The organism is Desertimonas flava (assembly GCF_003426815.1).
GTDB classification, from domain to species: Bacteria; Actinomycetota; Acidimicrobiia; order Acidimicrobiales; family Ilumatobacteraceae; genus Desertimonas; species Desertimonas flava.
Map to the genome: position 1 here is coordinate 347,481 of NZ_QKYK01000001.1, position 24,124 is coordinate 371,604.

Consider the following 24,124-nt stretch of genomic DNA (forward strand, 5'->3'; position numbering starts at 1 on the left):
GTGGCGCGCCCGTTTCCGGGGCATCCCACACTCGGGCGCGGTTCCACACTCGGATGGGTCGGGGCGGGTCAGGACTTGGTGAGCTCGGCGAGGAGCTCCTCGGCGGCGTCGGCGATCACGGTGCCGGGCGGGAAGATCGCTGCCGCGCCGGCCGCCCGCAGCTCGTCGAAGTCCTGCGGCGGGATGACGCCACCGACGACGATCAAGATGTCGCTGCGACCGACCTCGGCGAGCTCCTTGCGCAGCTCGGGCACCAACGTCAAGTGGCCGGCGGCCAGCGTGGACACGCCGATCACGTGGACGTCGGCCTCGGCCGCCTGGCGGGCGACCTCGGCGGGCGTCTGGAACAGGGGACCGACGTCGACGTCGAAGCCGAGGTCGGCGAAGGCCGTGGCGATCACCTTCTGGCCCCGGTCGTGGCCATCCTGGCCCATCTTGGCGACGAGGATGCGCGGCCGGCGACCTTCGGCGGCGGCGAACTGGTCGACGAGGGCGCGGACGCGGGCGACACCCTCGGACTCGCCGACCTCGTTGCGATACACGCCGCTGATCGTACGGATCGTGGCGGTGTGCCGACCGAACACCTCTTCCAACGCGGCGCTGATCTCGCCGACCGAGGCACGCGCCCGGGCGGCGTCGATCGAGAGCTTGAGCAGGTTGAGGTCGGGGTCGTCGCTTCGGGTGCCGTCGGCGATGCGCCGGGCGGCGTTGGTGAGCGCGGCCAGGGCCTCGTCGCACGCCGCCTGGTCACGCTCGGCCCGCAGGCGCTCGAGCTTGGCCACCTGGCTGGCCCGCACCGCGGTGTTCTCCACCTTGAGCACCTCGATGTCGTCGGCGAGGTCGGGGCGGAAGAGGTTGACGCCGATCACCGGCTGGCGGCCCGAGTCGATGCGGGCCTGGGTCCGGGCGGCCGCCTCCTCGATGCGCAGCTTGGGGATCCCGGCGCTGATGGCCGCGGTCATGCCACCGGCGGCCTCGACCTCGGTGATGTGAGCCCACGCCCTGGCGGCGAGCTCGTACGTGAGGCGCTCCACGTAGTAGCTGCCGCCCCAGGGATCGATCACCCGCGTCGTGCCCGACTCCTGCTGGAGGAACAGCTGCGTGTTGCGGGCGATCCGAGCCGAGAAGTCGGTCGGCAGCGCCAGGGCCTCGTCGAGGGCGTTGGTGTGCAGCGACTGCGTGTGGCCCTGGGTGGCGGCCATCGCCTCGACGCACGTGCGCACGACGTTGTTGAACACGTCCTGCGCGGTGAGCGACCAGCCCGACGTCTGCGAGTGGGTCCGCAGCGACAGCGACTTGTCGCTCTGTGGCTCGAACTGCTTGACCAACTTGGCCCACAGCAGTCGGGCGGCGCGAAGCTTGGCGACCTCCATGAAGAAGTTCATGCCGATCGCCCAGAAGAACGACAGTCGTGGGGCGAAGGCGTCGATGGTCAGCCCGGCGTCGAGCCCGGTGCGGATGTACTCGACGCCGTCGGCGAGCGTGTAGCCGAGCTCGAGGTCGGCGGTCGCTCCCGCCTCCTGCATGTGGTAGCCGGAGATCGAGATCGAGTTGAACTTCGGCATCTCGCGAGACGTGAACGCGAAGATGTCCGAGATGATGTTCATCGACGGGCCCGGCGGATAGATGTAGGTGTTCCGGACCATGAACTCCTTGAGCACGTCGTTCTGGATCGTGCCGGCGAGCTTGGCCGGAGGAACACCCTGCTCCTCGGCGGCGAGGACGTAGAGCGCCATCACCGGGAGCACGGCGCCGTTCATCGTCATCGACACGCTCATCTGGTCGAGCGGGATGTGGTCGAACAGCTGGCGCATGTCGAGGATCGAGTCGATCGCCACGCCGGCCATGCCGACGTCGCCCGCGACCCGGGGGTGATCGCTGTCGTAGCCACGGTGGGTGGCCAGGTCGAAGGCGACCGACAAGCCCTTCTGGCCAGCGGCCAGGTTGCGGCGGTAGAAGGCGTTCGACTCCTCGGCGGTGGAGAACCCGGCGTACTGGCGGATCGTCCACGGCTGGTTGACGTACATCGTCGGGTACGGACCGCGCAGGAACGGGGTGACGCCGGGGTACGTCTCGCCGGCCGGTGGGACGAAATCGAGACCGTCGAGATCGGCGGCCGTGTACGACGGAGCGACGTCGATGCCCTCCGGCGTGGTCCACACCTCGCCGGTCGCATCGGGCGTGGCGCCGGCGGCACCGTCGCCGGCGAGGGGGATCGAGCTGAAGTCGGCGGGCAGGCTCATGACTGGACTCCCAGCTGGGCGGCGACGGACGTGAGAGCGGCGAGCGCATCGCCTCCGGCGACGACGGGATCGCGGCCGGCCACGTACACCGTCGTCGCGCCGGCAGCGGTGAGGGCGGCGACGGCGTCGTCGAGTTCGGTCTCGTAGACGGCGTTGCTGGAGCACGCACACACCGTGCTGGCGCCGCTGGCGGCGAAGCCGTCGACCGGGCCCGTGAGCGTCTCGATGCCGGCCACCTCGAAGAAGTTCTTGGCGAACGTCATGCGCGCCGTGAAGTCGGCCGGCGTGCCCAGCGTGGCGAGGTAGATGCGAGGACGGTCGCCGGCGGCGGCATGGGCGTCGACGCGCGACCGCAGGGCCTCGAACCGCTCGGCCCAGCGATGGCGCGCGAGACCGCCGGACGCCGGCGGGTTCTCGACCGGCGCCGCGGGCGGAGGGGGTTCGGCGATGTTGGGGAACTCGCTGAGGCCGGTGAGCGGAGCCCTGCGGTGATCGATGTCGGCGTCGCGGCGGCTGCGGGTCTCGGCGACGGCCCGGTCGAGCAGACCCGACTCGACGGCGGCCCGGAACCCACCGTCCGCTTCGATCTCCTGGAAGAAGGACCAGGCCCGTTCGGCCAGCTCGGTGGTGAGATGCTCGACGAACCACGAGCCGCCGGCGGGGTCGGCGACGGCACCGAGGTGCGACTCGAGCGCCAGCACCGACGGGGTGTTCCGGGCGATGCGTCGCCCCAGCTCGCTGGGCTCGGCGGCCGACAGCTGGTCGTAGGGCAGCACCGTCACGGCATCGGCTCCGGCGACCCCGGCCGAGAAGCAGGCCATCGTGGACCGCAACATGTTCACGGCGGGGTCGAAGCGGGTCATCATCGCCGTCGAGCCGACGGCGTGCACCGGCGTGGTGGTCGCCGCGTCGGTCGCACCGGCCAGCTCGCCGATGCGCGCCCACAGCCGCCGAACGGCTCGGAACTTGGCGATGGTGGCGAACTGGTCGGCCGTGGCGGCGAGGCGTAGTTCGACGGCGGCGAACGGGTCGGCGACGCCGGCCGCTTCGAGCGCCCGCAGCGTGGCGACCGCGGCGGCGATGGTGGCGCCGAGCTCCTGGCCGTCACTGGCGCCGGCGTCGTGGTAGCGGGTGCCGTCGACCGTGACGGCGCGTACTCCGGTGGCCTCGGCGGCGAGCCGCTCCGCCCACCCGGCGGCAACGGCGAGCTCGGCGTCGGGGTCGCGGCCGCGGTCGGATGCCCAGTCCCCGACGGGGTCGGCGCCGAGCGAACCGCCGGCGGCCGGGCTGGTGCCGAGCCGTGTCCACCGGGCGGCGAGCGCCTCGGCCGCTTCCGGCCAACGGGCGCCGGCGGCGAGCACGACGGGTGCGAGGTCGACGAGGACGCCGTCGAGCGCCGCGTCGAGCGCGGCGGCGACGTCGTCGACGGCCCGCAGGTCGAGCCAGATCGAGCCGGCGCCACGTTCGAGCTCCTCGAGGGCCCGGCCGGCATCTGCCGCGACGTCGACGAGCTGGCGGATGTCCCATTGTCCCTGCCGGCGGGGCCGGCCCCCGGGCGCATCGAGCAGCGCCGGATCGACGGCGTCGGCCGCCGTGTAGAGCGGCTCGATGACGATGTCGTCGTACGTCGTGGTGCGGAGCTTGGCGAGCGCCTCCTCGCCGGCGGACGGCGACGGATCTCGTTTGAGCGCCTTGGCGACGAGCGCCAGCCACTGCTCGCGGGTCGCCGTCGGGAACTCGCCGGCGAGGGTGAGCGGTGCGGTCGTGGGCATCGAGGCAACACTACGGATCGCCTCCTGCACCGGCGAAGCTCACCCTCTCGCGGCCCTGGGTGACGGCCGTCACGCCGTCGCTTCGCTCAGCCGTGCTCTCCCGGGGGCTGCGCCCCCGGACCCCATCGACGCCCGGCTCGCTGGCGCTCTCACGGTCGTCCGGCCTCGCTTCGCTCAGCCGCACTGCTCGGGGGCTGCGCCCCCGGACCCCATCGACGCCCGGCTCGCTGGCGCTCTCACGGTCGTCCGGCCTCGCTTCGCTCAGCCGATGTTCACGATGGCGGTGACCTCGCCGTCGGTCACCTCGACGTTCACGCGGTTCTCGCGCAGATCCATCGTGGCGGGCAGGTCCTCGCCGTCACGGCGGGTGACGCGCACCGTCCAGCCGAGCTCCTCGGCGGCGGCTTCGGCGTCCTCCTCGGTGAGGCCCACCAGGTCGGCCGCCGACGCCTCGGTCGGCAGGTCGCCGGTGCTGCCTGCGTCGTCGCCCGGCTCGGTCGCTTCGGGCTCGGTCGGCGCCGGCGCCGTCTCGGCGGGGACCGTGGTGGGCGGGGTCTCGGGACCGTCGTCACCGCACGCGGCGAGCCCGCCGGCCACACCGACGAACAGCAGAACCGGCAAGGCGACACGCTTGGTGCTGATCATGCCCATCAGACTTGCAGAGCGACCTCACGGTTCCCCCAATCGCCCGTCGGCCCGCTGTGACGTGGTCGCCGCTGAAGTTCCTAGGCTGGCTCGGTGGCCGAGAATGCGCAGTTCGTCCTGGGTGTCGACCTCGACGGCGTGGTCGCCGACCACACCGGCCGGTTCCGCGAGATCGTCGCCGAACGCCGCGGTGTGGATCCCGAGACGCTCCCGTTGGAACGGTCGTGGGATTTCCACGAGTGGGGCTTCGCCCCGGACGAGTACGAGCGGCTCCACAAGCTCGCCGTCACCGACTACGACATGATCCTCACGATGCCCGTGATCGAGGGCGCCGCCGACGCCCTGTGGCGGCTCTCCGACGCCGGCATCTGGATCCGGATCATCACGCACCGTCTCTACGTGAACTGGGCTCACGAGCGAGCCGTCGGCGACACCGCGGCCTGGCTCGATCAGCACAAGATCCCCTACCGTGATCTCTGCTTCCTCGGCGCGAAACCCGAGGTCCAGGCCGACGCCTACGTCGATGACGCCGCGCACAACATCGAGGCGCTCCGGGCCTTGGGCAACACCGTGATCGTCTTCGACCAGCCCTACAACCGGCACATCGTCGATGGGCCGCGCGCGGCGAACTGGACCGAGGTCGAGTCGATCGTGGTCGATCTCGCTGCCGACCGGTTCGGCCAGATGCCGATGCAACTGCCTGGAATCGATGCCGGGGCCGACCGCCTCCTGCAGCGCCGAGATCCCGAGGTGGCCGCCGCCGATGCGGCCGCCTCCGAATCGACCGACACGAGACCGTAACAAGACTGTAGGCTGCTCTCAGCCGCCTACGAGGTCGGCGCAGTCCACGAAACCGCTGGTCAACATGCCCGAAGACATCTGCGACCTCCCGATCTCCGGAGGGTCGGTCGGACCGATCATCGCGCTGGGATCGGTCGCGCTCGCGTCGGGTGTGGCGATCCTCTTGTTGCTGCGTCGGTCGGGACGGGCGGTCACGCCGATGGTCGCCGTCGCCGTGCTGGCCTGCGGCATCGCCGTCGGTGTTGCCTCGATCGGGTCGGCCGCAGCGGCGCCTCCCAGCACCCCACCGGAGAGCTCCGTCCCGGAGGAATGCCCCGAGTCCACCGTCGAGTCGGTGTCGTCGTCGTCCGAGCCGGTGGAGTCCTCCGAGCCCGAGACATCGGTCGCCGGGGTGGGCAGCACGGCCGAGGAGACGTCCACCTCCTCCCTGGCCGCGACCTCGACCACCCGTCCCCGCACGTCCACCACCGGTCCGACGTCCACCACGACCGCTCCGACCGCACCGCGCACGACGCGGCCGACCACTCCGACCACGCGGCCGGTCCCGTCCACCACGCGACCGCCCACGACCACCCGTCCACCGACGACGACGCGTCCGACGACGACCACCACCACGACGACGACCACCACCACCACGTCGAGCACCGAGCCGCCGACCACCTCCACGACCACGACGACCAGCGAGCCACCGGGGCCGACATTGGGCCCGACGACCACGGCCGACGACGGGGGCGACGGGCCGGCGCCCGACCCCGGGCCCGCCGGCGCGGGTCTGTCGGTCAGTGTCCGGTCGGCCACCCCGCCCACCGGCACCATGGCCGGCGAGGGCTCACTGCCCCCCGGCTGACCGTCCTCATCACGGATCGGCGCACCGTGGTGAAATTGCTGCGGTTTTCGCCGCGTTCTGCCGATAGATCGGAGTGCGCTACGTCAAGGCTGCGGCGTTGGTCGGAGGAGTCTGTCTCCTCGGCGTGGCCGTCACCGACACCTTGTCGCGGCGCGCCGACGCCGCTGACGCCACGCGCGCGAACGTCGAAGTGACGACCCGCCTCGAGGCGGCACGGCTCGACGCCCGCATCGCCGGCACGGCCGCCGCGCTCGCCCGTTCACCGGAGCCGTTCTCGATCGATCGCCTGTCCCGCACACTCGACCAGCCGGTGTGCGTGCCGGACGACACACCAGGCGACGGCGCTCCGTGCGGCGTCGAACGGGCCTCGCTCGAGCTCGTCCTCGAATCGGCTGCGGCCGATGGGACGGCCGCAGCCGTGGTCGATCCGGAGCACGTGGCGGTCGGTGTCGACCGGGACGGCACGACGATCGTCTCCGTCGTCCCGGTGCCCCGACCCGACGACGATGCGCCGAGCGGCGCCCGTCTGCACGCGATGCGGTCGTCTCCCGACGTGGCCGCCGAGCCCGACACCGAGTTCGTGTCCGGACGGTGGGTGCTCACCATCGACGAGGATTCCGTCGCCGCCGTCGCCGCCTTCGGCGTTGGCGGCCGCCTCGCCGTCGGCCTCCAGGCGCTCGTCGGTCTCGTCGCCGCGGGAGCGGCGCTCGTCGCCTTCTGGCGAGACCACAGGGGATTGCGACGTCAGGCGACGACCGATTCGCTCACCGGGTTGCCCAACCGTTCCGAGTTCGAGCGCCGCGCCGGCGCGCTCCTCGCCCGCGCCGTGCGTGACGGGACGGGCGCCTGCCTGATGCTCGTCGATCTCGACCGCTTCAAGGCGGTCAACGACAACGCGGGGCACGCGGCAGGCGACCGGGTACTCATCGAAGCCGCCGGCCGGCTGCGTCGTGCCGTGCGCGAGAGCGACGTCGTGGGGCGTTGGGGCGGCGACGAGTTCGTGGTGCTGCTGGCCGGCGTGGGCGACCCGCTCGCCGTGCCCGACCGGGTGGCGGCGATCGCCGCCGGACTGCGCGGCATCCCCACCACGGAGGGCGACGAACTGACCGCCAGCGTCGGAGCGGCGGTGGCACCGCTGGACGGGACCACGGTCCGCGACCTGCTCGAGGTCGCCGACCGGGCGATGTACCGCAACAAGCCCGCGGCTTCCCGGGTCACAGCCCGCAGAATGGCGTGATGTCCGCTCGCGCACAGTTCGGCATGCACCACCGTCCCGCCCTGACCAGCAAGCTCGAGGGCTTCGGGACCACGATCTTCGCCGAGATGTCGGCGCTCGCCGTGGCCACCGGGGCGATCAACCTGGGGCAGGGATTCCCCGACACGGACGGCCCGGATGCGGTACTCGACGCCGCCGTCGAGGCGATCCGTTCCGGCCAGAACCAGTACCCGCCCGGGCCCGGGATGCCGGTGCTGCGCGAGGCCATCGCCCGCCATCAGCAGCGGTTCTACGGACTGGACGTCGACGCCGATCGGGAGGTGCTCGTCACCGCGGGGGCGACCGAGGCCCTCGCCGGGGCGCTGCTCGGAACGCTCGACGCCGGCGACGAGGTCATCGTCTTCGAGCCGATGTACGACAGCTATCAGGCGTGCATCGCCCTCGCCGGCGCCCGCGCCGTGCCCGTCCTCCTACGTCCCGAGACGCACGGTGGCGGTGGTCGCTACGTCTTCGACCCCGACGAGCTGCGCGGCGCCGTCAGCCCGTCCACGCGGATGATCCTGCTCAACACGCCGCACAACCCGACCGGCAAGGTGTTCGACGCCGAGGAATTGACGGTGATCGCCGACGTCGCCATCGAGCACGACCTGATCGTCGTCACCGACGAGGTGTACGAGCACCTCGTGTTCCCGGGAGCGGTCCACATCCCGATGGCCACGCTGCCCGGCATGGCCGAGCGGACCCTGACGATCTCGTCGGGGGGCAAGACGTTCAGCACGACCGGGTGGAAGGTCGGCTGGATGAGTGGACCGGAACCGCTCGTCGCCGCGGCCCGGACGGCGAAGCAGTTCCTCACCTACGTCAACGCCGCGCCATTCCAGCCGGCGATCGCCGTCGGTCTCGACCTGGACGACGGGTTCTACGAGTCGGTGGCGTCGACGCTCGCCACGCAGCGCGACCACCTCGTGGCCGGCCTCCGGGCGGCGGGCCTGGTGACCTACGTGCCCGAGGCGACGTATTTCGCCACCGTGGACATCCGTCCGCTGGACCCGACGGGCGACGGGATGGCGTTCTGCCGGACGCTGCCGGAGCGGTGCGGGGTGGTCGCCATCCCCAACGAGGTGTTCTACGCCCGCCCCGAGTTCGGCCGCCACCTGGTGCGCTTCGCGTGTTGCAAAAAGCTTTCTGTTCTCGACGAAGCAGCTTCCCGGCTGGCTCGTTTGACAAAAATCTGAAGGACGTTCATGCTGGTCGCACGGGGTTTTCCCCGTTCTTGCGCATTTCGTGACGAAACTGTAACGAATGTGTGCGCTATGGTGACTCCCGCTGGTTGCGCAAGGTCCGGTCCGCCGGGTCGAAGCAGCAGCTACCCAACGTGAACAACGAGGGAGACCAGATGAAGAAGTCCAGAGCTCTTGTGGCAATCGCCGCCGTCGGCGCGTTGAGCCTCACAGCAGCCGCATGCGGCGACGACGATGACGACGACGGTGGCGACACGCCCACCGAGACCGTCGCCGACGCCGGCGCTGGAACGGTGGCAGGAGCCGCTGACGCAGTGACGGTTCCGGAGGGAACCGGCTGAGTCAACCCCCCGTCAGCCGAACCATCCACCTGGTTTGGCTGATCGATGGGCGGTTGGTCGCTTCCCACCCCGCGACCAACTGCCCATCGCCTTTTGGGCACGTCGAATCCGCCGTGCCGTGCCCTTCCGGCGCTGCCGGCGACTCGGTTTGTCCGCCCCGAGTCGCCGGCAGCTGCCAGCTTTCCGCCCGTCCCCACCAGGTTGTGTGGCCCCGTAGCCTGAACACATGATGTTCCGCAAGTCCGCCGAGATGATCTCGCCGAACGATGCGTTGCCGGGGCGAACCGACCAGTCGATGCCGGTCCCCCCGACCCACACCGTGCTCGGCACCCCGCTCACCCCACCGTGGCCCGATGGCCTGCAGACGGCCGTGTTCGGTCTCGGCTGCTTCTGGGGGGCCGAGAAGCTGTTCTGGCAGCAAGCCGGTGTCTATTCCACCGCGGTCGGCTACGCCGGCGGGTTCACGCCCAACCCGACCTACGAAGAGGTGTGCTCGGGCCGGACGGGTCACGCCGAGGTCGTCCTCGTCGTGTTCGATCCGTCGGTCGTCACCTATGACGAGTTGCTCAAGGTGTTCTGGGAGGATCACGATCCGACGCAGGGCATGCGGCAGGGCAACGACGTCGGCACGCAGTACCGCAGCGCCGTGTACTTCACCGAACCCGGCCAGCGTGAGCGGGCCGAGGCGAGCCGTGACGCGATGACGTCGGCGCTGCGTGACGCCGGTTACGGGTCGATCACCACGGAGTTCGCCGACCTCGGCGAGTTCTACTACGCCGAGCCGTACCACCAGCAGTATCTCGACAAGAACCCCAACGGCTACTGCCCCATCCACGCCACCGGCGTGAGCTGCCGCATCCCCGCCGCGGGGTAGCGGCTTCGTTCTGCTGGCGCGAGAAGGCCGCGCCACGGTGTTTTCGCGCCAGCAGAAGTTCCGGGTTGTTTCTGGTGGAGCGAAAAGGCCTGACGACGGCGTTTTCGCGCCGGCAGAAGGTTTCGTGGTGTCGGTCAGTCGTCAGGGCGGCGCCAGGCGTTGGCGCGGATGTCGTCGCCGTCGGCGTCGAGCGGGCGGCCGGCCCACCGCAACACGCCCGGGGTGGCCGAGAGCCGGGCGATGACGTTCTGCATGGGCGTGTCGCCGACATCGACGATCGCGTCCCGGGCCGCGAAGTGCGGGTCGGCCGCGATGTCGGCCATGTCCATGACGAACCCGACCGCGGCGTCAGCGGCGGTGAGGAGTCCCACCGCCTCGTCCGATGGGCGCGCCGCGCACCACTCGACCATCAGCCGTTCGAGATCCTCGCGGTGCTCGGATCGGCCGGCGAACGTGGCGAATCGCTCGTCGTCGCCGGCTCCGAGGACGGCGAGGATCCGCTCGGCGACCGATTCGCTGCTCGTCGACACGGCGATCCAGCGCCCGTCGGCGCACCGGTAGGTGCCCCGCGGCACCGAGTACGGCAGGCCGGCGCCGAGGCGCGGCTGCTGCTGACCGCTCACGGCGTACAGCGACGCCAACGGGCCCATGATGTGGAACACCGTCTCGAGCAGGTTGACGTCCACCACCTGGCCGCGGCCGGAGTGCACGGCGACCATCGTGGCGAACGCCGCGGCCAGCCCGGTCACCTCGTCGGTAAGGGCGATCGGCGGCGGCAGCGGCTGCCCGCCGGGCAGGCCGTTGAGCGCGGCGAACCCCGACATCGCCTCGGCGACCGACGCGAATCCCGGCCGGCCCGCATATGGACCGGTCTGACCGAACCCGGAGACCCGGGTGACGACAAGCCGAGGCGCCCGTTCGATCAACACGTCCGGCGCGAGGCCCAGGCGCTCGAGGGTTCCGGGCCGGAAGTTCTCCACGAGCACGTCGGCGTCAGCGAGGAGCCGGAGCAACAGGTCGCGGTCCTCGTCGTCTTTGAGGTCGAGGACGATCGTGCGCTTGTTGCGGTTGGCGAGCTTCCACCACAGCCCTTCGCCGTCGCGTGGATCGGCCCACGCCATCCGGCGCAAGCCGTCACCGCCCGGGCGCTCCACCTTGATCACGTCGGCGCCGAAGTCGGCGAGGTAGCGGGCGCAGTTGGGTCCGGCGATCACCGTCGAGACGTCGACCACCCGCAGGCCGGAGAGCGGCGTCGTCGTCGTCGTGTCGCTCACGTGCCGATCCCTACGGTCGCCGTCGACTCGCCGCCGGCCCGCAACTGTGCGGCGTACCGTCCACCGCGAGCGACGAGTTCGTCGTGGGTCCCGATCTCGGCGATGCGGCCCTCGTCGACGACGGCGATGCGGTCGGCCCCACGGATCGTGGACAGACGATGGGCGATCACGATGGCCGTCCGTCCGTGGAGGGCAGCGTCGAGGGCGGCTTGCACATGGGCCTCATTGTCGTTGTCGAGGTGGCTCGTCGCCTCGTCGAGGATCATGATCGCCGGATCCTTGAGCAGCAAGCGGGCGATGGCGAGGCGCTGCTTCTCGCCGCCCGACAGCCGGTAGCCGCGCTCGCCGACGATGGTGTCGTAGCCGTCGGCGAGCCCGACGATGGTGTCGTGGATGCGGGCCGCGGTGGCGGCGGCGACGAGCTCGTCGTCGGTGGCATCGGGTTTGGCGTAGCGCAAGTTGTCGCCGATCGACGTGTGGAACAGGTGCGGGTCCTGGGCCACGACGCCGATGGCACCCCGCAGCGAGGCGAGCGTCAGGTCGCGCACGTCGTGGCCGTCGATGCGGACGACCCCCTCGGTGACGTCGTACAGGCGCGGGATCAATGACACCAGCGTGGTCTTGCCGGCCCCGGACGCCCCGACGAGAGCGATCGTCTCGCCTGGGGCGATGTCGAGCGAGACGTCCACGAGGACGTCCCGGTCGGGATCGGTCTCCGGCGCTCGCTGTTCGAGCGAAGCGATCGCCGTGTCTTCCGCCGGTGGATACCGGAAGCGGACGTGGTCGAACGTCACGCGGCCGGCCGGCGTGCCGAGCTCGACGGCGTCGGGACGATCGGTGATCGCCTCCCGGGCGTCGAGCACCTCGAAGACCCGCTCGAAGCTCACCATCGACGTCATCAGGTCCACCCGGGCGTTGGTGAGCGACGTCAACGGCAAGTACACCCTGCCCACCAGCGCCGCCAGGGCGACCAGGGTGCCCGTGGAGATGCTGTCCGAGACGACGAGGTGGGCGCCGACGCCGTAGATGGCCGCCGTGCCCATCGCCCCGACGAGCGCCAGGGCCACGTAGAAGACCCGGCCGTACATCGCCGACCGGATCCCCGTGTCCCTCACGCCTGCGGCGTGCCGCTCGAACCACTCGCTCTCGCGCCGGGGATCGCCGAACAGCTTCACGAGCATCGCTCCGGCCACGTTGAAGCGCTCGGTCATCTGGGTGTTCATCGCCGCGTTGTGGCCCATCTGTTCGCGGGAGATCTTCTGCAGCCGCCGGCCGACGCGGCGAGCGGGCACGACGAACATCGGCAGGACCACCAGGGCGAGCAGGGTGAGCCGCCACTCGAGCACGAGCATCGCCACCAGCGAGGTGGTCAGCCCGATCACGTTGCTGACGACGGTGCCGAGCGTGTTGGTCACGGCGGTCTGGGCCCCGACGACGTCGGTGCTCAGGCGCGACGTGATCGCGCCCGTCGGCGTGCGGGTGAAGAAGGCGATCGGCATGCGCTGGACCTTGCGGAACAGCGCCGAGCGAAGGTCGTAGATCAATCCCTCGCCGACCGTGGCGCTGCACCAACGCTGCACGACGTTCAGCGCGGCGTCGCCGAGCGCGGCGGCCACGGCGACCGCGGCGAGGAACGTGATCTGGCCCCGGTTGCCGTCCGGGATCGCCTGGTCGATGATCGCGCGCACCACCAGCGGCGGGGCGAGGGCGAGCACCGCGGCACCGATGATCACGGCGAGGTAGAGCGACAGCAGGCGGCGGTACGGTCGGGCGAACGCCCAGATGCGCCGCAGGGTGGCCGTCGAGAACTCGGCGCCCGCGATGGCGCTGGCGTCCCGCGGCCGCAGGTTCGGTGGTCCCATTCGCATCCGGTACCGAGGCTACGGAGCGGACGGCCGCGCCTAGTATCCGGCCCCATGATGCGACGCCGATCCGCCGTTCTGACCGCCGCCCTCGTCGCCCTCAGCGGCGTCGCACTGTCCACCCGCGCCGCTGCCTCGGTCCCCCCGGACGACAGTGGCCCTGCGGGGACGTCCGTCGAGACCACGAGCGACGTCACCTCCGGCGACACGATGGCGGCCAGCGATGCTGCCGAGTGGCAGCCGGCGCCGATCGAGTGGGAGGAGTCGGAGGAGTGGCCGGGCACCCAGGAGGCCTGGCTCGAGGTGCCCATCGACTACGCCAACCCCGACGGTGGCACGTTCGAGCTCTACGTCACCCGGACGCCGGCCGCCGACCCCTCGGCTCGCGTCGGTTCCCTGCTCGTGAACCCCGGTGGCCCCGGCTTCGGCGGCTCGATCCTCGGGTCGGCGGCGTCACAGATCTACAACCAGCCGCTGCTCGACGCCTTCGACATCGTCGCCTGGGATCCCCGCGGCACCGGATTGTCGGAGCCGTACATCGACTGCATCGACGACTACGACGCCTACTTCGCGGGCACCGACATCACCCCGGACGACGGCGAGGAGCGCCAGGAGCTCATCGATGTCGCCGAGGACTTCGCCGATCAGTGCGCCGAGAAGAACGCCGACATCATCGAGTTCATCGGCACCAACAACTCGGCGCGAGACATGGACTCGATCCGCCGGGCACTCGGCGAGGAGACGATCAGCTACTTCGGCTGGAGCTACGGCTCCGAGCTCGGCGCCACGTGGGCCACGTTGTTCCCCGACACCGTGCGGGCCGCCGTGCTCGACGGTGCGGCCGACCCCAACGCCGATCTCACCGAGGGCGGCATCCAGCAGGCCGAGGGGTTCGAGGGCACGCTGACGACCTACCTCGCCGAATGCAGCGCCGACCCGTCATGTGCGTTCCACAACGACGGTGACGCCGAGGGCGCGTTCGACCAGCTGATGCTCAAGCTCGACGCCAAGCCGATCCCCAGCGAGCCGGATCGCCCCGATGTCACCCGCGGTGTCGCCCTCCTGGCGACGGCCGAGGCGATGTACAGCGAGAGCAGCTGGCCACAGCTGTCCGACGCGCTGGTGGCCGCCGCCGAGGGTGACGGGTCAGGTCTGCTCGCCCTGTACGACGCGTACTACCAGCGCCAGCCGGACGGCACGTGGGACAACTCGCTCGAGGCGTTCCAGTCGATCGTCTGCATGGACACCGCCGACCGGCCGACCGTGGAGCAGGAGGACGCCGACGCCGAGCGCTACCAGGAGGTGGCCCCGCGCTATGCGCCGAACACGACGGGCACCTACTTCTGCACGTTCTTCCCCGAGTCCACCGACCCGCGGGTCGAGATCACGGGGGCCGGCGCCGGTCCGATCGTCGTGTGTGGCGCCAACGGCGACGCCGCGACGCCGCTCGCCAGCACCCGCAACATGGCCGCTGCGCTCGAGGACGGGCGCCTCGTCGTCATCGATTACGACGGTCACACCTGCTACGGCAACGACCCGTCCGGTTGTGGCGACGAGATCATCGATGAGTACCTGGTCGACCTCGTCGTGCCGCCCGAGGTGACCAACTGCCCCGGCGTCGACGAGGATCTCGCCGCCGAGACGGAGCCGGCCGACGGCACCCCGGCAACCACCGGCTGACGTCGGACGACGGGAGGGTATTTGCCCACCGAACCGACCGGAGGGTACATACCCGACGCTTCGGTGGGGTGAATACCCTCCGGTCGGCGTGCCACGGTGGGCAAATACCCTCCCGTCTGGGACGTGGCCGTGCGTCTCGACGGCGCCACGGCCGGCGGATTCTGCGCCTATCCTGCTGTCGCATCATCGCTCTGACCCGAGACCAGTACTTCGCCATCGAGCGGCGGGTCGACGCCCTCGAACGCAAGCGTCCCCTCGATCTCGACGTCGTCGCCGCGGCGATCGGGCGGATCGACAACCGGGAGCTGTTCGGCGCGCGGCTCGGGCCGGCCGTCCGCTACTCGCAGCGCGTCGAGGCCGACGTCGCCGGGCTGAGCATCCACACCCTGCTGCCGCACTCTCCGAACGACCACATCGGCCGGTTCCTCGAGGTCTGGGTGCCCGACGAGTCGGGTCACGGCGTCGCCCAAGAGGTGCTGCTCGACCACATCGGCCTGCCGATCTCGCCGCCGGCCGACCCCGACCACGTGCCGCCGCACAACCGCGTCGCCGGTGTCTTCGGGCGGCTCTCCCGGCACGCCTACACGATCGTGTCGATGGCGTACCACTCGATCGGGGCGATGAACGAGCGCCTCGCCATCGGGGCCTACGGGCAGATGGCCCGCATCTGCAAGGAGATCGGCGCCGACGAGATCGCCGACGCGCTGTTCACCCCGATGCGCGCCGACGAGTCACTGCACCTCGGCTACTACCGCACGTACGCGATGCAGCTGCGGGCGATCCTCGCCGGCTGGCAACTGGCTGCCGTGCGGGCCCTCATCGTGCACACCTGGGCGCCGGTCGGGGCGGGGGCCAAGGAAGACCGTGGTCCGTTCGGCGAGGTGATCCTGGCACTCGAGGAGGACCCCGAGAACCCGTCGATCGCCGCCGTGATCCAGGACATCGCCCAGGACCTCCTGGCCAAGGACGGCGAGACGCTGCCGCCGTTCGTCCACGACCAGCTGCGCAACTGCGTCGCCCTCGCCCGCGAGGCTGCCTGAGCTGAGAGCTGAACTGAACTGAGCTGAGCTGGCGCCGACCGGAGCGGCGGGCGGGCGCTTGGTCCACCCTGCGTCGGACCGTCAGCGCGCCACGTCCGACACGGGCTTGCCCCGCGTGGTGAGACAGATTACAGTTCGTGTCAGTTGTCTACCTGGGGGAACGACATGTCATCTGCTCCGACGCCGACCCTGCCGCGGCTCGTCTCGCCCGACGATCACGTCCAGGTGCCGGCACACGTCTGGCGCGACCGCCTTCCGGTTGCCGTGCGCGACGACGGCCCGACGATCAAGCGTCTCCGCGGCGCCGCCGACCTCGGCAAGGGCGACATCTCCTTCGTGGAGCGTGAGGACGGCCGGCTCGCCGATGTCTGGCACTACGACGGCAAGCGCATCCCGCTCGTGCGCATCGCCGCCGCCGCCGGCATCGACCGCGGCGAGATCGACGGGCGGCCGGTCACCTACGACGACATGCTGAAGTCCTGCTACGACCCGGTGGCGCGCCTCAGCGACATGGACACCGCAGGCATCGAAGCATCCGTGTGCTACCCCAACATGTTCGTACGCTTCTGCGGGCAGACGTTCTCGTTGGCGGAGGACAAGGCGCTCGCCCTGCTCTGCATCAAGGCGTACAACGACTTCATCGTCGACGAGTGGTGCGCCGGTTCGAACGGCCGCCTCGTGCCGATGGGGATCGTCCCGCTGTGGGACCCAGTCCTCGCCGTGGCCGAGGTCGAGCGCCTCGCCGGGTTGGGCTTCCGCTCGATCACGTTCTCCGAGGCGCCGCATCTGCTCGGCCTCCCGTCGATCTTCTCGGGGCACTGGGACGACCTGTTCGCGGCCTGCGCGGCCAACGAGATCGTGCTGTCGATGCACATCGGCACCGGCGGCTTCCCGATGCTGGCGAAGGACAGTCTCGGCGCCGTGCCCAACGTGATGGCGTCGTTCAACGCCGGCTACACGCTGACCGACTGGCTCTTCTCCGGCCTGCTCGAACGACTGCCCGACCTCAAGCTGGTGCTCGCCGAGTCGCAGTTGGCGTGGATCCCCTACGTCCTCTCGCGCGCCGACTTCGTGTGGAGCGAGATGCGGGGCGTGGGCTTCACCGACGTGTCGACGAGTGCACTGCCCAATCCGCCGAGCTTCTACTTCGACCGCAACATCTGGTGCACGTTCTTCCGTGACCCCGTGGGCCTCACGCTGCTCGAACACATCGGGGTCGACAACGTGCTCTACGAGACCGACTTCCCGCACTCCGACTCCTCGTGGCCGACGTGCTACGACACGGCGGTGGAGATGACGAGCGGCCTCGGCCACGAGGCGCAGGCGAAGATCATGGCCGACAACGCCCGGGCGCTGTTCCGCATCGACGTCACGGCGTCGGCGGGGTCATGACCACCTCTCCCATCTCCGCCGGGTTCACCGACCCGACCACCACCGAGAGCGAGCCCGGTCGCTACTGGACCACCGCCAACATCGGCGAAGCCACGCCGGACGTGCTGTCGCCACTGTGCTGGAGCTTCTGGGGGCCGACGATGGAAGCCGGCGGTCGGCTCGCCTATTGCGACTTCGGCATCCTCTCGCGCCGCGAGCTCGCCGTCCCGACCGATCCCAATCAGCTGCTGACGGCTCACTTCTTCGGCCGCCCGGCGATGAACATCGATTTCCTCCGGCCGCTGTTCGGCACCATGCCGGGTGTGACGGCCGACGACTTCGAGCGGGACATCTGTGGACGCGTCCGTCCCGGCCTGCCGGCCGAGCGCCGGCTTCGGCGCCTCCCGGTGATCCTGGCGAAGGCCCCGGTGGCAATGGCCCGCACCCCTGGCCGCCTGCGGGCGATGCATGCCGATCAGCAGGCGTGGTGGCAGCGCGAGGTCCGAGACCGAACTGCGATGGGCGATCCCCGCGTTCGTCTGGTCGACGCCGCCGATCGCTTCCGCACTGCGTTCCACATCCACGTCACCGGGCGATTCGGGCTGATGGCGGTGCAGGGCAAGCTCACCAAGCTGGCGACGTCGGCTAATGCCGGCGATCTGTTGATGCCGTTGCTCACCGGTCTCGGCGGCATCGCCGAGACGGCGCTCGCCGACGACCTGTGGGAAGCCAGCAGAGGACGCCTCTCCATCGACGAGTTCGTCCGCAGGCACGGCTTCCACGGCCCGTTCGAAGGCAACCTCACCGGGCGAGCGTGGCGCGAGGATCCGACCCCGGTGGCGAAGCTGCTGGACGCGCTCGGAACGCGCCCCGACAGCGAACGGCCGCGCGAGCGTGAGGCGGCGAACACCGCACAGCGATCCGCCGCCGTCACCGCGCTGCTCGGGCGCCTCCCCGCGTGGCGCAGACGGAGTGCCTCGAGGGCCTGCGCCGCCCTCGTGCGGGCGACCCAGTACAACGAGCTCGGCAAGGCCGGCTACCTCATGGCCCTCGACGGTGGCCGCGCCGCGGCGCGCGACCTCGGCCGGCTCCTCGTCGACGGTGGCGAACTGGACGAGGTCGACGACGTCTTCTACTTCACCCTCGATGAGCTCCGCGACGGACTCCCCGTCGACGCGCGCGGGCTCGTGGCGTTCCGTCGCTCGCGGCGTGAGGAGTACCGCCGCTTCGAGATGCCGGTCACGTTCACCGGGACGCCCACGCCGATCGTGCGTGATCTGCAGGTCGAGGCGGATGCCGACGTCGTCGTCGCCGGTGCCGCTGGTGCTGCCGGCAGCGTGGAGGGACCGGCTCGAGTCGTGCTCGATCCCGACGACGACCTCGAGCCGGGCGAGGTCCTCGTGTGCCGGTTCACCGACCCGAGCTGGACACCGGTGATGATGATCGCCGCCGGCCTCGTGATCGACATCGGGGGTCCGGCCAGCCACGGTGCGATCGTCGCGCGCGAGCTCGGCGTGCCGTGCGTGATCGGCACGAACGACGGCACGGCGCGCATCCGCACCGGCGACCTCGTCCGCCTCGACGGGACGGCGGGCACGGTCACCGTCCTGAAGCGGGGGGAGACGTCATGATCGGTCCGGCCGACGAGACGCTGCGCCATCCACCGTCACCACTGCCCGATCGGTGGCAGGAGAACCTCTTCGTCATCGCCTGGGACGGAGACCGGCACGCCGGCTTGATGGTGCATCTCCAGCGAGTGCCCGGGCGCGACTACCAAGAGGCCCGGTTCGTGGCGACGACCGGCGGCCGCACGGCGTCGGCGATCGTGGAGGGCGTGTACGACGCGAGTCGTGTGGTCGCGGGCGTCGACTACGACGTCGTCGAGCCGTTCCGCCGCATCCGGCTCGGCGCCGACCTCAGCGCGCGCGACGGGGTCGGACCGCTCGGGTTCGTCGCAACGCATCCGCCGAGCGCCGGCGACGTCCGGCTGGGGGTGGACATCGAGCTCACCAGCGAGCTGCCCGCCGTCGACTTCGCCGAAGGGCTGCGGGCGATGACCGCGGTCATGCGGTCGAACGCCGACGGTCCGCAAATGGGCGACCAGGCCCACTACGAGCAGGGCGGCCGCTGGTCGGGGACGATCGCCACCGGCGACGTCGAGGTGGCCGGGTCAGGACTGTTCGTGCGCGACCACTCGTGGGGTGTCCGGCACGAGCAGAACGACTTCAAGGCGTTCTGGACGGCCACCTGCGTCGCCGCCGAAGACGGCTCACTCATGTTCGCCAACGCGATCGGCATCCCCACCGGCGACCGCGTCGCCGGCATCGGGGCGGTCGCCGATGCGGACGGCGTGCGCTTCACCACCGATGTCGGCGCGGACTACGCACCACGGGCCGGCGTGGCGTCCTACGACGCCGCCGAGATTCGCTACGGCGCGCCGATCGACCTCAGGTTCAGCGCGACCACTCAGGTGCACTGGCCGTTCTACCTGCCGCATTCCGGCCCGCGCCGCTACGACAACAACGCCATCTCGGCGGTCACGCTGCCCGATGGTCGCGCCGGGTTCGGGGTGATGGAGTGGGCCGACGTGCTCACCCCGGACGAGGCCGCCGAGCTCGACGCCCTCGTGACCGGCTGACATCGGGCGGTGCCAGCCTGCGCTTTGCGGTGGCGCGTCCCGTCGGCCCTGCGTTGTTCGTTCAGTCGGGAACGACGATCGCCGGAACGACGAACCGGTCGAAGTGTCGCGTGATGGCGGCGATGTCGGGGAAGAACTCGCGCCGTTCGACGCACATGAACTGCACGATCTGGATCCACCGAATGATCTCCGTGTCGTCGGTGAGATCGGCCCGGATCTCACCCCGCGATCGTCCGTGCTCGAAGATCGGTGACCAGTACTCGGCCTGGATCTCCATCAGGGAGGTGTGCGTCACGAGAGCTTCGGCGGTGAGGTCGAGACTGTCGGCCCGCATCACCGACAGCAGCTCGGAATCCTCGAGGGCGAGCTCGATGCCCAGCGAGATCGAGCGGCTGATCAGTGTCCGCGTGTCGCCCTCGATCGGCAGCCGCGAGCGTCGCGCGGCGTTGATGACCCGCATCTCGTTGCCGATGACCTCGACGAGCACGCTCATCTTGCTCGGGAAGTACCGATAGAGGTTGGGCCGGGCGATCCCGACGGCCTTGGCGATGTCGTCCATCCGCGTCCGCTCAGGCCCCCAACGCTCGAAGCACTGGCGGGCCGCCTCGAGGATCTGCTCACGCTGCGTGGACATCCGATCCATTCTGTTCGAGCGTATCGACGCAGCCGGACTCGGTCGGGCGCCTCACCGACCGGGTGCGCCGCCGAGGTAGGCGCGCGTGATGGCGTCGGTGTCGGCCCGGAAGGCGGCGCAGCTCCCCTCGAGCACCGTGCGCCCATGGCTCAACACCACCGCCCGATCGGCGAGGGCGAGGGCGTGGCCGACGTGCTGCTCGACGACGAGGATCCCGCACGAGCCGGCGTCGGCCGCCGCGCGGAGCACGGGGAGAATCCGTTCGACCACGATCGGGGCCAACCCGTGGCTCATCTCGTCGATGAGGAGCATCGCCGGCCGGCGCGCCACCGCTCGCCCGATGGCGAGCATCTGCTGCTCGCCGCCCGACAGCAGACCCGCTCGTCGATCGAGCAGCGGGTCGAGCTCGGGGAACAGTTCGACGGCTCGATCACGAACGGCGGTGCCGGCGTCGAGCGTGAGGTTCTCGCCCACGGAGAGGTCGAACAGCACGCCGCGGTCGTCGGGAACGAGCGTGATCCCCCGCCGGGAGACCCGATGAGGAGCGAGGCCGCTGAGGTCGGCGCCGTCGATCATGACGCGCCCGGCGATCGGTGAGAGCAGCCCGGCGATCGTGGTGAGCAGCGTCGTCTTGCCGGCCCCGTTGGGGCCGAGGATCGCCACGATCTCACCGCGGGCCACGTCGATCGTGACGTCGCGCACCACGGCCAGGCCGTCGTAGCCGGCGACCAGGCCGTCGACACGCAGGCCGGTCCTGTCGCTGGCGCTCGGTGTCGTCATGTCGCTGGCGCTCGGTGTCGTCATGTCGCGGCCGCACCGAGATACGCCGCGACAACCCGCGGGTCGGCGCGCACGTCGGCCGGGGGGCCGTCGACGAGCACGCGACCAAGGTCGAGGACGTACACGTGGTCGCAGGTACCCAGCACGAGATCCATATCGTGATCGATCAGCAGGATCGCCGTACCGCCGTCGCAGACGCGTCGCAGCGTCCGGCCCAGTTCGGCGCTCTCCGCCGTATCGAGACCGGCAGCCGGCTCGTCGAGCAGCAACAGCCGTGGCCGCCCGGCGAGGGCGCGAGCGACCCCGACGAGCTTGCGTTGACCGTGTGAGAGGTCCTTGCCGCGCCGGTGGGCGACGTCGTCGAGACCGAGCAGATGGAGCACGGCTGGAAGGTCGGCTCCAGCACCGTGGCGGGCGGCGACCTGCAGGTTCTCGACCACCGTGAGGTCCTCGAAGAGCTCGACGCTCTGCCACGTGCGCCCGAGGCCGGCAGTGACCCGGCGATGCGGTGCCAGGCCGTCGAGGCGATGCGCACCGAGCAGCACCCGGCCAGCACTCGGACGGAGGAACCCGGTGACGGCATCGATGAAGGTGCTCTTGCCGGCCCCGTTCGGGCCGATCAATCCGACGAGTGCTCCCTCGGCGACCTCGAGGTCGACGCCGGCGAGCGCGTGAACGCCGCCGAATCGCACGCTGAGGCCGGAGACGACGAGAAACCCGGTCATCGTCGTACCCCTCCCGTCATCACGGTGGCGATGGTCGCCGGATCGGCCGGCGATCGATGTGGCCCCCGCAGGCGATCGGCCAGCACGTGCGCGCGCCGCAGCCGTCCGGCGACGCCGTCAGGGTTGAGCACGACCGTCGCCAGGAGGCCCACGCCTCCGACGATCAGCTCGAACTCCTTGGCGACGCCGGCGTAGTGCTGCAGCACGTAGAACACCACGCCGCCCGACGCCATCGCGCCACCGACAACGGCGCCGCCGATCGACGTGATGCCGCCGAGGTAGGCGACCGCCACGATCATCAGGCCGGCGAAGACGCCGAACGTCGCGGGCGTCACCTGGCCGAGCTTGTACCCGCTGAGGGTGCCGCTCGTCGACGCGATGAGCGAGGCGACAGCGAGCGCGATGAGCTTGGTCGCGCGTACGTCGACCCCCACCGCGGCCGCCGCCCGTTCGTTGGCACGGACGGCGAGCATGTCGCGTCCCAGTTCGCTCGATCGGAGCCGGGCGACGCCGTAGGCCGACGCGGCGAACACGACCAGCACCACCAACACGAAGCGCGGCGACGGCACTGCGTCGTCGCCGAGCCAGAACCGGTCGGTCGGTCCGAACCCCACGCCGAACAGGGCCGGCGAGTCGACGGGCGCGCTTCCGTAGCCGTCGCCGAACGTCGGGTTGCGGAAGACGAACTCCTGGAGCGCCACCGCTGCCCCGAGGGAGACCACGGCGAGGTTGACCCCGCGCACGCGAAGCGCCGGCAGCCCCGCCGCGACGCCGGCGAGGGTGGCGACGGCGATGGCGACCAGCGGGGCCATGGGGAAGCCCAATCCCCACGCTGTCCCAAGCTTGCTCAGGGAGTAGCCGGCGAGACCAGCGGTCGCCACCTGGGCCAGGGAGAGCTGTCCCGCCATCCCGGTGAGCACGACCAGAGACAGACACAGCATCCCGGTGATGAGCGAGTTGAGGATGGCTTCGCGCCAGCCGTACGACACCAGCACCGTGAGCACGGCAGCCACCGAGCCGAGCCCCACGATGGTGGCACCGGGCCGGCGGAGCGACGGGCACGCGGGCAGGCTCGACTCGGTGATCTGACCGCGCCGCGGCAGACTGCCGCCGCGCAGAGTGACCGCGCCGATGATGACGACGAAGGTGACGAGCGAACCGACTCCTGGGATGGGTCGGCCGGCAGCTTGCGGCCACCACGCCTTGGTCTGCAGGAACGTGATCATCGACAGCATCGACCCGATCGCGATTCCGGTGGCGGCGGTCACCGGGAACGACACGAACCGTCCGAGCAGTGCGGCACCGACCGCGGGGACGACGAGGAACGGAAGGGTGTTGGGGTCGAGCTGGGTGGTCGGCGCGGCGAAAACGGCGACCGCTCCCATCACGACCGACGCGGTCACCCAGGTGGCGACGGCCTGTCGTTGCGGCGAGATGCCGAGCAGGGTTGCCGCCTTCTCGTCCTCGGCCGCCGCTCGGATCCTCCGTCCGAAGCGGGTGAAGCGGAACATGGCCCACAAACACGCGGCCATGGTGACCGCGAGGCCGGCCAGCCAGATGCGATCGACGGTGACCGGCCGGCCCGCCACGCTGACCGACGAGCTGGGCAGCATCGGCTCGACGCTGAGGGCTGTGCTCCCGAAGCGGCGGACCACGACGGCCTGGAGCACGAGGAAGACCCCGACCGTCGCCACGACCTTGGCCAGGGCGGAGGCGGCACGAAGCGGCCGGAACACCAGCGCATGGAGGGCCACGCCGAGGACGGCTGCGGTGGCGATCGCGCCGACGAAGGCCGGTGTGGTCGCCCACCCGTCACCGATCGTGACCCACGTCGGCCAGTCAGGAAGGGCGAGCGACGCTCCGAACCAGCCCGAGATCCCTTCCACGAGCGTCAGCGGGTTGGGCAGGGGTGGAATCGCCCAGCGCCCTCCGGTCCGCAGGCCCCAGTACGTGTAAGCGGTGTACATGGCCACGGCCCCGCTGGCCAGGTTGACCACACCCGACCCGCGGTAGGTCAGCGCGACGCCCATGCCGAGGGCCGCGATCAGCGCACCGGTGCCGAAGCCGAGCACGGCGAAGAGCCACAGATCCGAAAGCAACCGATGATCCCCCAGGACGTTGCGTAGACGCAGTGACGGCG

The 24,124-nt window shown here is 70.6% G+C and carries 20 protein-coding genes; 10 read left to right on the forward strand and 10 right to left on the reverse strand.

The genetic code is table 11. From position 1 onward, the window contains the following. Nucleotides 1-68: 68 nt before the first annotated feature. The 3 genes from scpA to DN771_RS01695 all read right to left on the reverse strand — a co-directional run bounded on the left by scpA (nucleotide 69) and on the right by DN771_RS01695 (nucleotide 4,660). A complete protein-coding gene (scpA, locus tag DN771_RS01685) occupies nucleotides 69-2,243 on the reverse strand; it encodes a methylmalonyl-CoA mutase (protein ID WP_116995577.1) in 2,175 nt (724 codons plus the stop codon). Beyond that, nucleotides 2,240-4,015 carry a methylmalonyl-CoA mutase family protein gene (locus DN771_RS01690; RefSeq protein WP_116995578.1) on the reverse strand — a complete coding sequence of 592 codons (1,776 nt, stop codon included), beginning with the start codon at nucleotides 4,013-4,015 and terminating at the stop codon, nucleotides 2,240-2,242. The genes scpA and DN771_RS01690 overlap by 4 nt, the downstream gene beginning before the upstream one ends. A 261-nt stretch (nucleotides 4,016-4,276) precedes the next feature. Then, nucleotides 4,277-4,660 carry a PASTA domain-containing protein gene (locus tag DN771_RS01695; protein WP_162941425.1) on the reverse strand — a complete coding sequence of 128 codons (384 nt, stop codon included), beginning with the start codon at nucleotides 4,658-4,660 and terminating at the stop codon, nucleotides 4,277-4,279. Nucleotides 4,661-4,753: 93 nt separating this feature from the next. On the opposite strand from DN771_RS01695, the gene DN771_RS01700 reads away from it, so the two are divergent. Further along, nucleotides 4,754-5,461 (forward strand): 5' nucleotidase, NT5C type, encoded by a 708-nt coding sequence (locus DN771_RS01700; protein WP_116995580.1) that lies wholly within the window; start codon nucleotides 4,754-4,756, stop codon nucleotides 5,459-5,461. Nucleotides 5,462-5,479: 18 nt separating this feature from the next. On the opposite strand, the gene DN771_RS01705 is transcribed toward DN771_RS01700, so the two are convergent. Further along, nucleotides 5,480-6,259, reverse strand: a complete 780-nt coding sequence (locus DN771_RS01705; protein ID WP_162941426.1) for a hypothetical protein — start codon at nucleotides 6,257-6,259, stop codon at nucleotides 5,480-5,482. A gap of 122 nt (nucleotides 6,260-6,381) precedes the next feature. Here DN771_RS01705 and DN771_RS01710 point away from each other — a divergent pair, with 122 nt between their 5' ends. The 4 genes from DN771_RS01710 to msrA all read left to right on the forward strand — a co-directional run bounded on the left by DN771_RS01710 (nucleotide 6,382) and on the right by msrA (nucleotide 9,980). After that, a complete protein-coding gene (locus DN771_RS01710; protein ID WP_116995582.1) occupies nucleotides 6,382-7,545 on the forward strand; it encodes a GGDEF domain-containing protein in 1,164 nt (387 codons plus the stop codon). Beyond that, nucleotides 7,545-8,759 carry a pyridoxal phosphate-dependent aminotransferase gene (locus DN771_RS01715; protein WP_227462242.1) on the forward strand — a complete coding sequence of 405 codons (1,215 nt, stop codon included), beginning with the start codon at nucleotides 7,545-7,547 and terminating at the stop codon, nucleotides 8,757-8,759. Before DN771_RS01710 ends, DN771_RS01715 begins: the two co-directional genes overlap by 1 nt. A gap of 140 nt (nucleotides 8,760-8,899) precedes the next feature. Beyond that, a complete protein-coding gene (locus DN771_RS29935) occupies nucleotides 8,900-9,106 on the forward strand; it encodes a hypothetical protein (RefSeq protein ID WP_205528361.1) in 207 nt (68 codons plus the stop codon). Nucleotides 9,107-9,332: 226 nt separating this feature from the next. Next, on the forward strand, nucleotides 9,333-9,980 hold the full coding sequence (msrA, locus tag DN771_RS01725) for a peptide-methionine (S)-S-oxide reductase MsrA (protein WP_116995583.1): 648 nt from the start codon (nucleotides 9,333-9,335) through the stop codon (nucleotides 9,978-9,980). A 134-nt stretch (nucleotides 9,981-10,114) separates the two neighbouring features. Here msrA and DN771_RS01730 read toward each other — a convergent pair whose 3' ends face one another. After that, nucleotides 10,115-11,254 carry a CaiB/BaiF CoA transferase family protein gene (locus DN771_RS01730; RefSeq protein WP_116995584.1) on the reverse strand — a complete coding sequence of 380 codons (1,140 nt, stop codon included), beginning with the start codon at nucleotides 11,252-11,254 and terminating at the stop codon, nucleotides 10,115-10,117. After that, on the reverse strand, nucleotides 11,251-13,122 hold the full coding sequence (locus DN771_RS01735; protein WP_227462243.1) for an ABC transporter ATP-binding protein: 1,872 nt from the start codon (nucleotides 13,120-13,122) through the stop codon (nucleotides 11,251-11,253). The genes DN771_RS01730 and DN771_RS01735 overlap by 4 nt, the downstream gene beginning before the upstream one ends. Before the next feature lie 48 nt (nucleotides 13,123-13,170). Here DN771_RS01735 and DN771_RS01740 point away from each other — a divergent pair, with 48 nt between their 5' ends. The 5 genes from DN771_RS01740 to DN771_RS01760 all read left to right on the forward strand — a co-directional run bounded on the left by DN771_RS01740 (nucleotide 13,171) and on the right by DN771_RS01760 (nucleotide 19,845). Continuing rightward, nucleotides 13,171-14,796: an alpha/beta fold hydrolase gene (locus DN771_RS01740; protein ID WP_116995585.1), complete on the forward strand. Its 1,626-nt coding sequence runs from the start codon at nucleotides 13,171-13,173 to the stop codon at nucleotides 14,794-14,796. A 68-nt stretch (nucleotides 14,797-14,864) separates the two neighbouring features. After that, nucleotides 14,865-15,836 carry a hypothetical protein gene (locus DN771_RS01745; RefSeq protein WP_116995586.1) on the forward strand — a complete coding sequence of 324 codons (972 nt, stop codon included), beginning with the start codon at nucleotides 14,865-14,867 and terminating at the stop codon, nucleotides 15,834-15,836. Between the two features lie 165 nt (nucleotides 15,837-16,001). Next, the gene (locus tag DN771_RS01750) at nucleotides 16,002-17,228 is read left to right on the forward strand and encodes an amidohydrolase family protein (RefSeq protein ID WP_116995587.1); all 1,227 of its coding nucleotides are present in this window, start codon (nucleotides 16,002-16,004) and stop codon (nucleotides 17,226-17,228) included. Further along, nucleotides 17,225-18,838: a PEP-utilizing enzyme gene (locus DN771_RS01755; protein WP_116995588.1), complete on the forward strand. Its 1,614-nt coding sequence runs from the start codon at nucleotides 17,225-17,227 to the stop codon at nucleotides 18,836-18,838. The genes DN771_RS01750 and DN771_RS01755 overlap by 4 nt, the downstream gene beginning before the upstream one ends. Beyond that, the gene (locus DN771_RS01760; RefSeq protein WP_116995589.1) at nucleotides 18,835-19,845 is read left to right on the forward strand and encodes a DUF7064 domain-containing protein; all 1,011 of its coding nucleotides are present in this window, start codon (nucleotides 18,835-18,837) and stop codon (nucleotides 19,843-19,845) included. The genes DN771_RS01755 and DN771_RS01760 overlap by 4 nt, the downstream gene beginning before the upstream one ends. 61 nt (nucleotides 19,846-19,906) lie before the next feature. On the opposite strand, the gene DN771_RS01765 is transcribed toward DN771_RS01760, so the two are convergent. The 4 genes from DN771_RS01765 to DN771_RS01780 are packed head-to-tail and all read right to left on the reverse strand — an operon-like array spanning nucleotide 19,907 to nucleotide 24,083. Continuing rightward, complete coding sequence (locus DN771_RS01765; protein ID WP_162941427.1) at nucleotides 19,907-20,479, reverse strand: TetR/AcrR family transcriptional regulator; 573 nt, start codon at nucleotides 20,477-20,479, stop codon at nucleotides 19,907-19,909. A 51-nt stretch (nucleotides 20,480-20,530) separates the two neighbouring features. Next, nucleotides 20,531-21,283 carry an ABC transporter ATP-binding protein gene (locus DN771_RS01770; RefSeq protein ID WP_205528362.1) on the reverse strand — a complete coding sequence of 251 codons (753 nt, stop codon included), beginning with the start codon at nucleotides 21,281-21,283 and terminating at the stop codon, nucleotides 20,531-20,533. Then, nucleotides 21,280-21,984 carry an ABC transporter ATP-binding protein gene (locus DN771_RS01775; RefSeq protein WP_116995591.1) on the reverse strand — a complete coding sequence of 235 codons (705 nt, stop codon included), beginning with the start codon at nucleotides 21,982-21,984 and terminating at the stop codon, nucleotides 21,280-21,282. Before DN771_RS01775 ends, DN771_RS01770 begins: the two co-directional genes overlap by 4 nt. After that, complete coding sequence (locus tag DN771_RS01780) at nucleotides 21,981-24,083, reverse strand: ABC transporter permease (protein ID WP_162941428.1); 2,103 nt, start codon at nucleotides 24,081-24,083, stop codon at nucleotides 21,981-21,983. The genes DN771_RS01775 and DN771_RS01780 overlap by 4 nt, the downstream gene beginning before the upstream one ends. Between the last annotated feature and the right edge of the window lie 41 nt (nucleotides 24,084-24,124).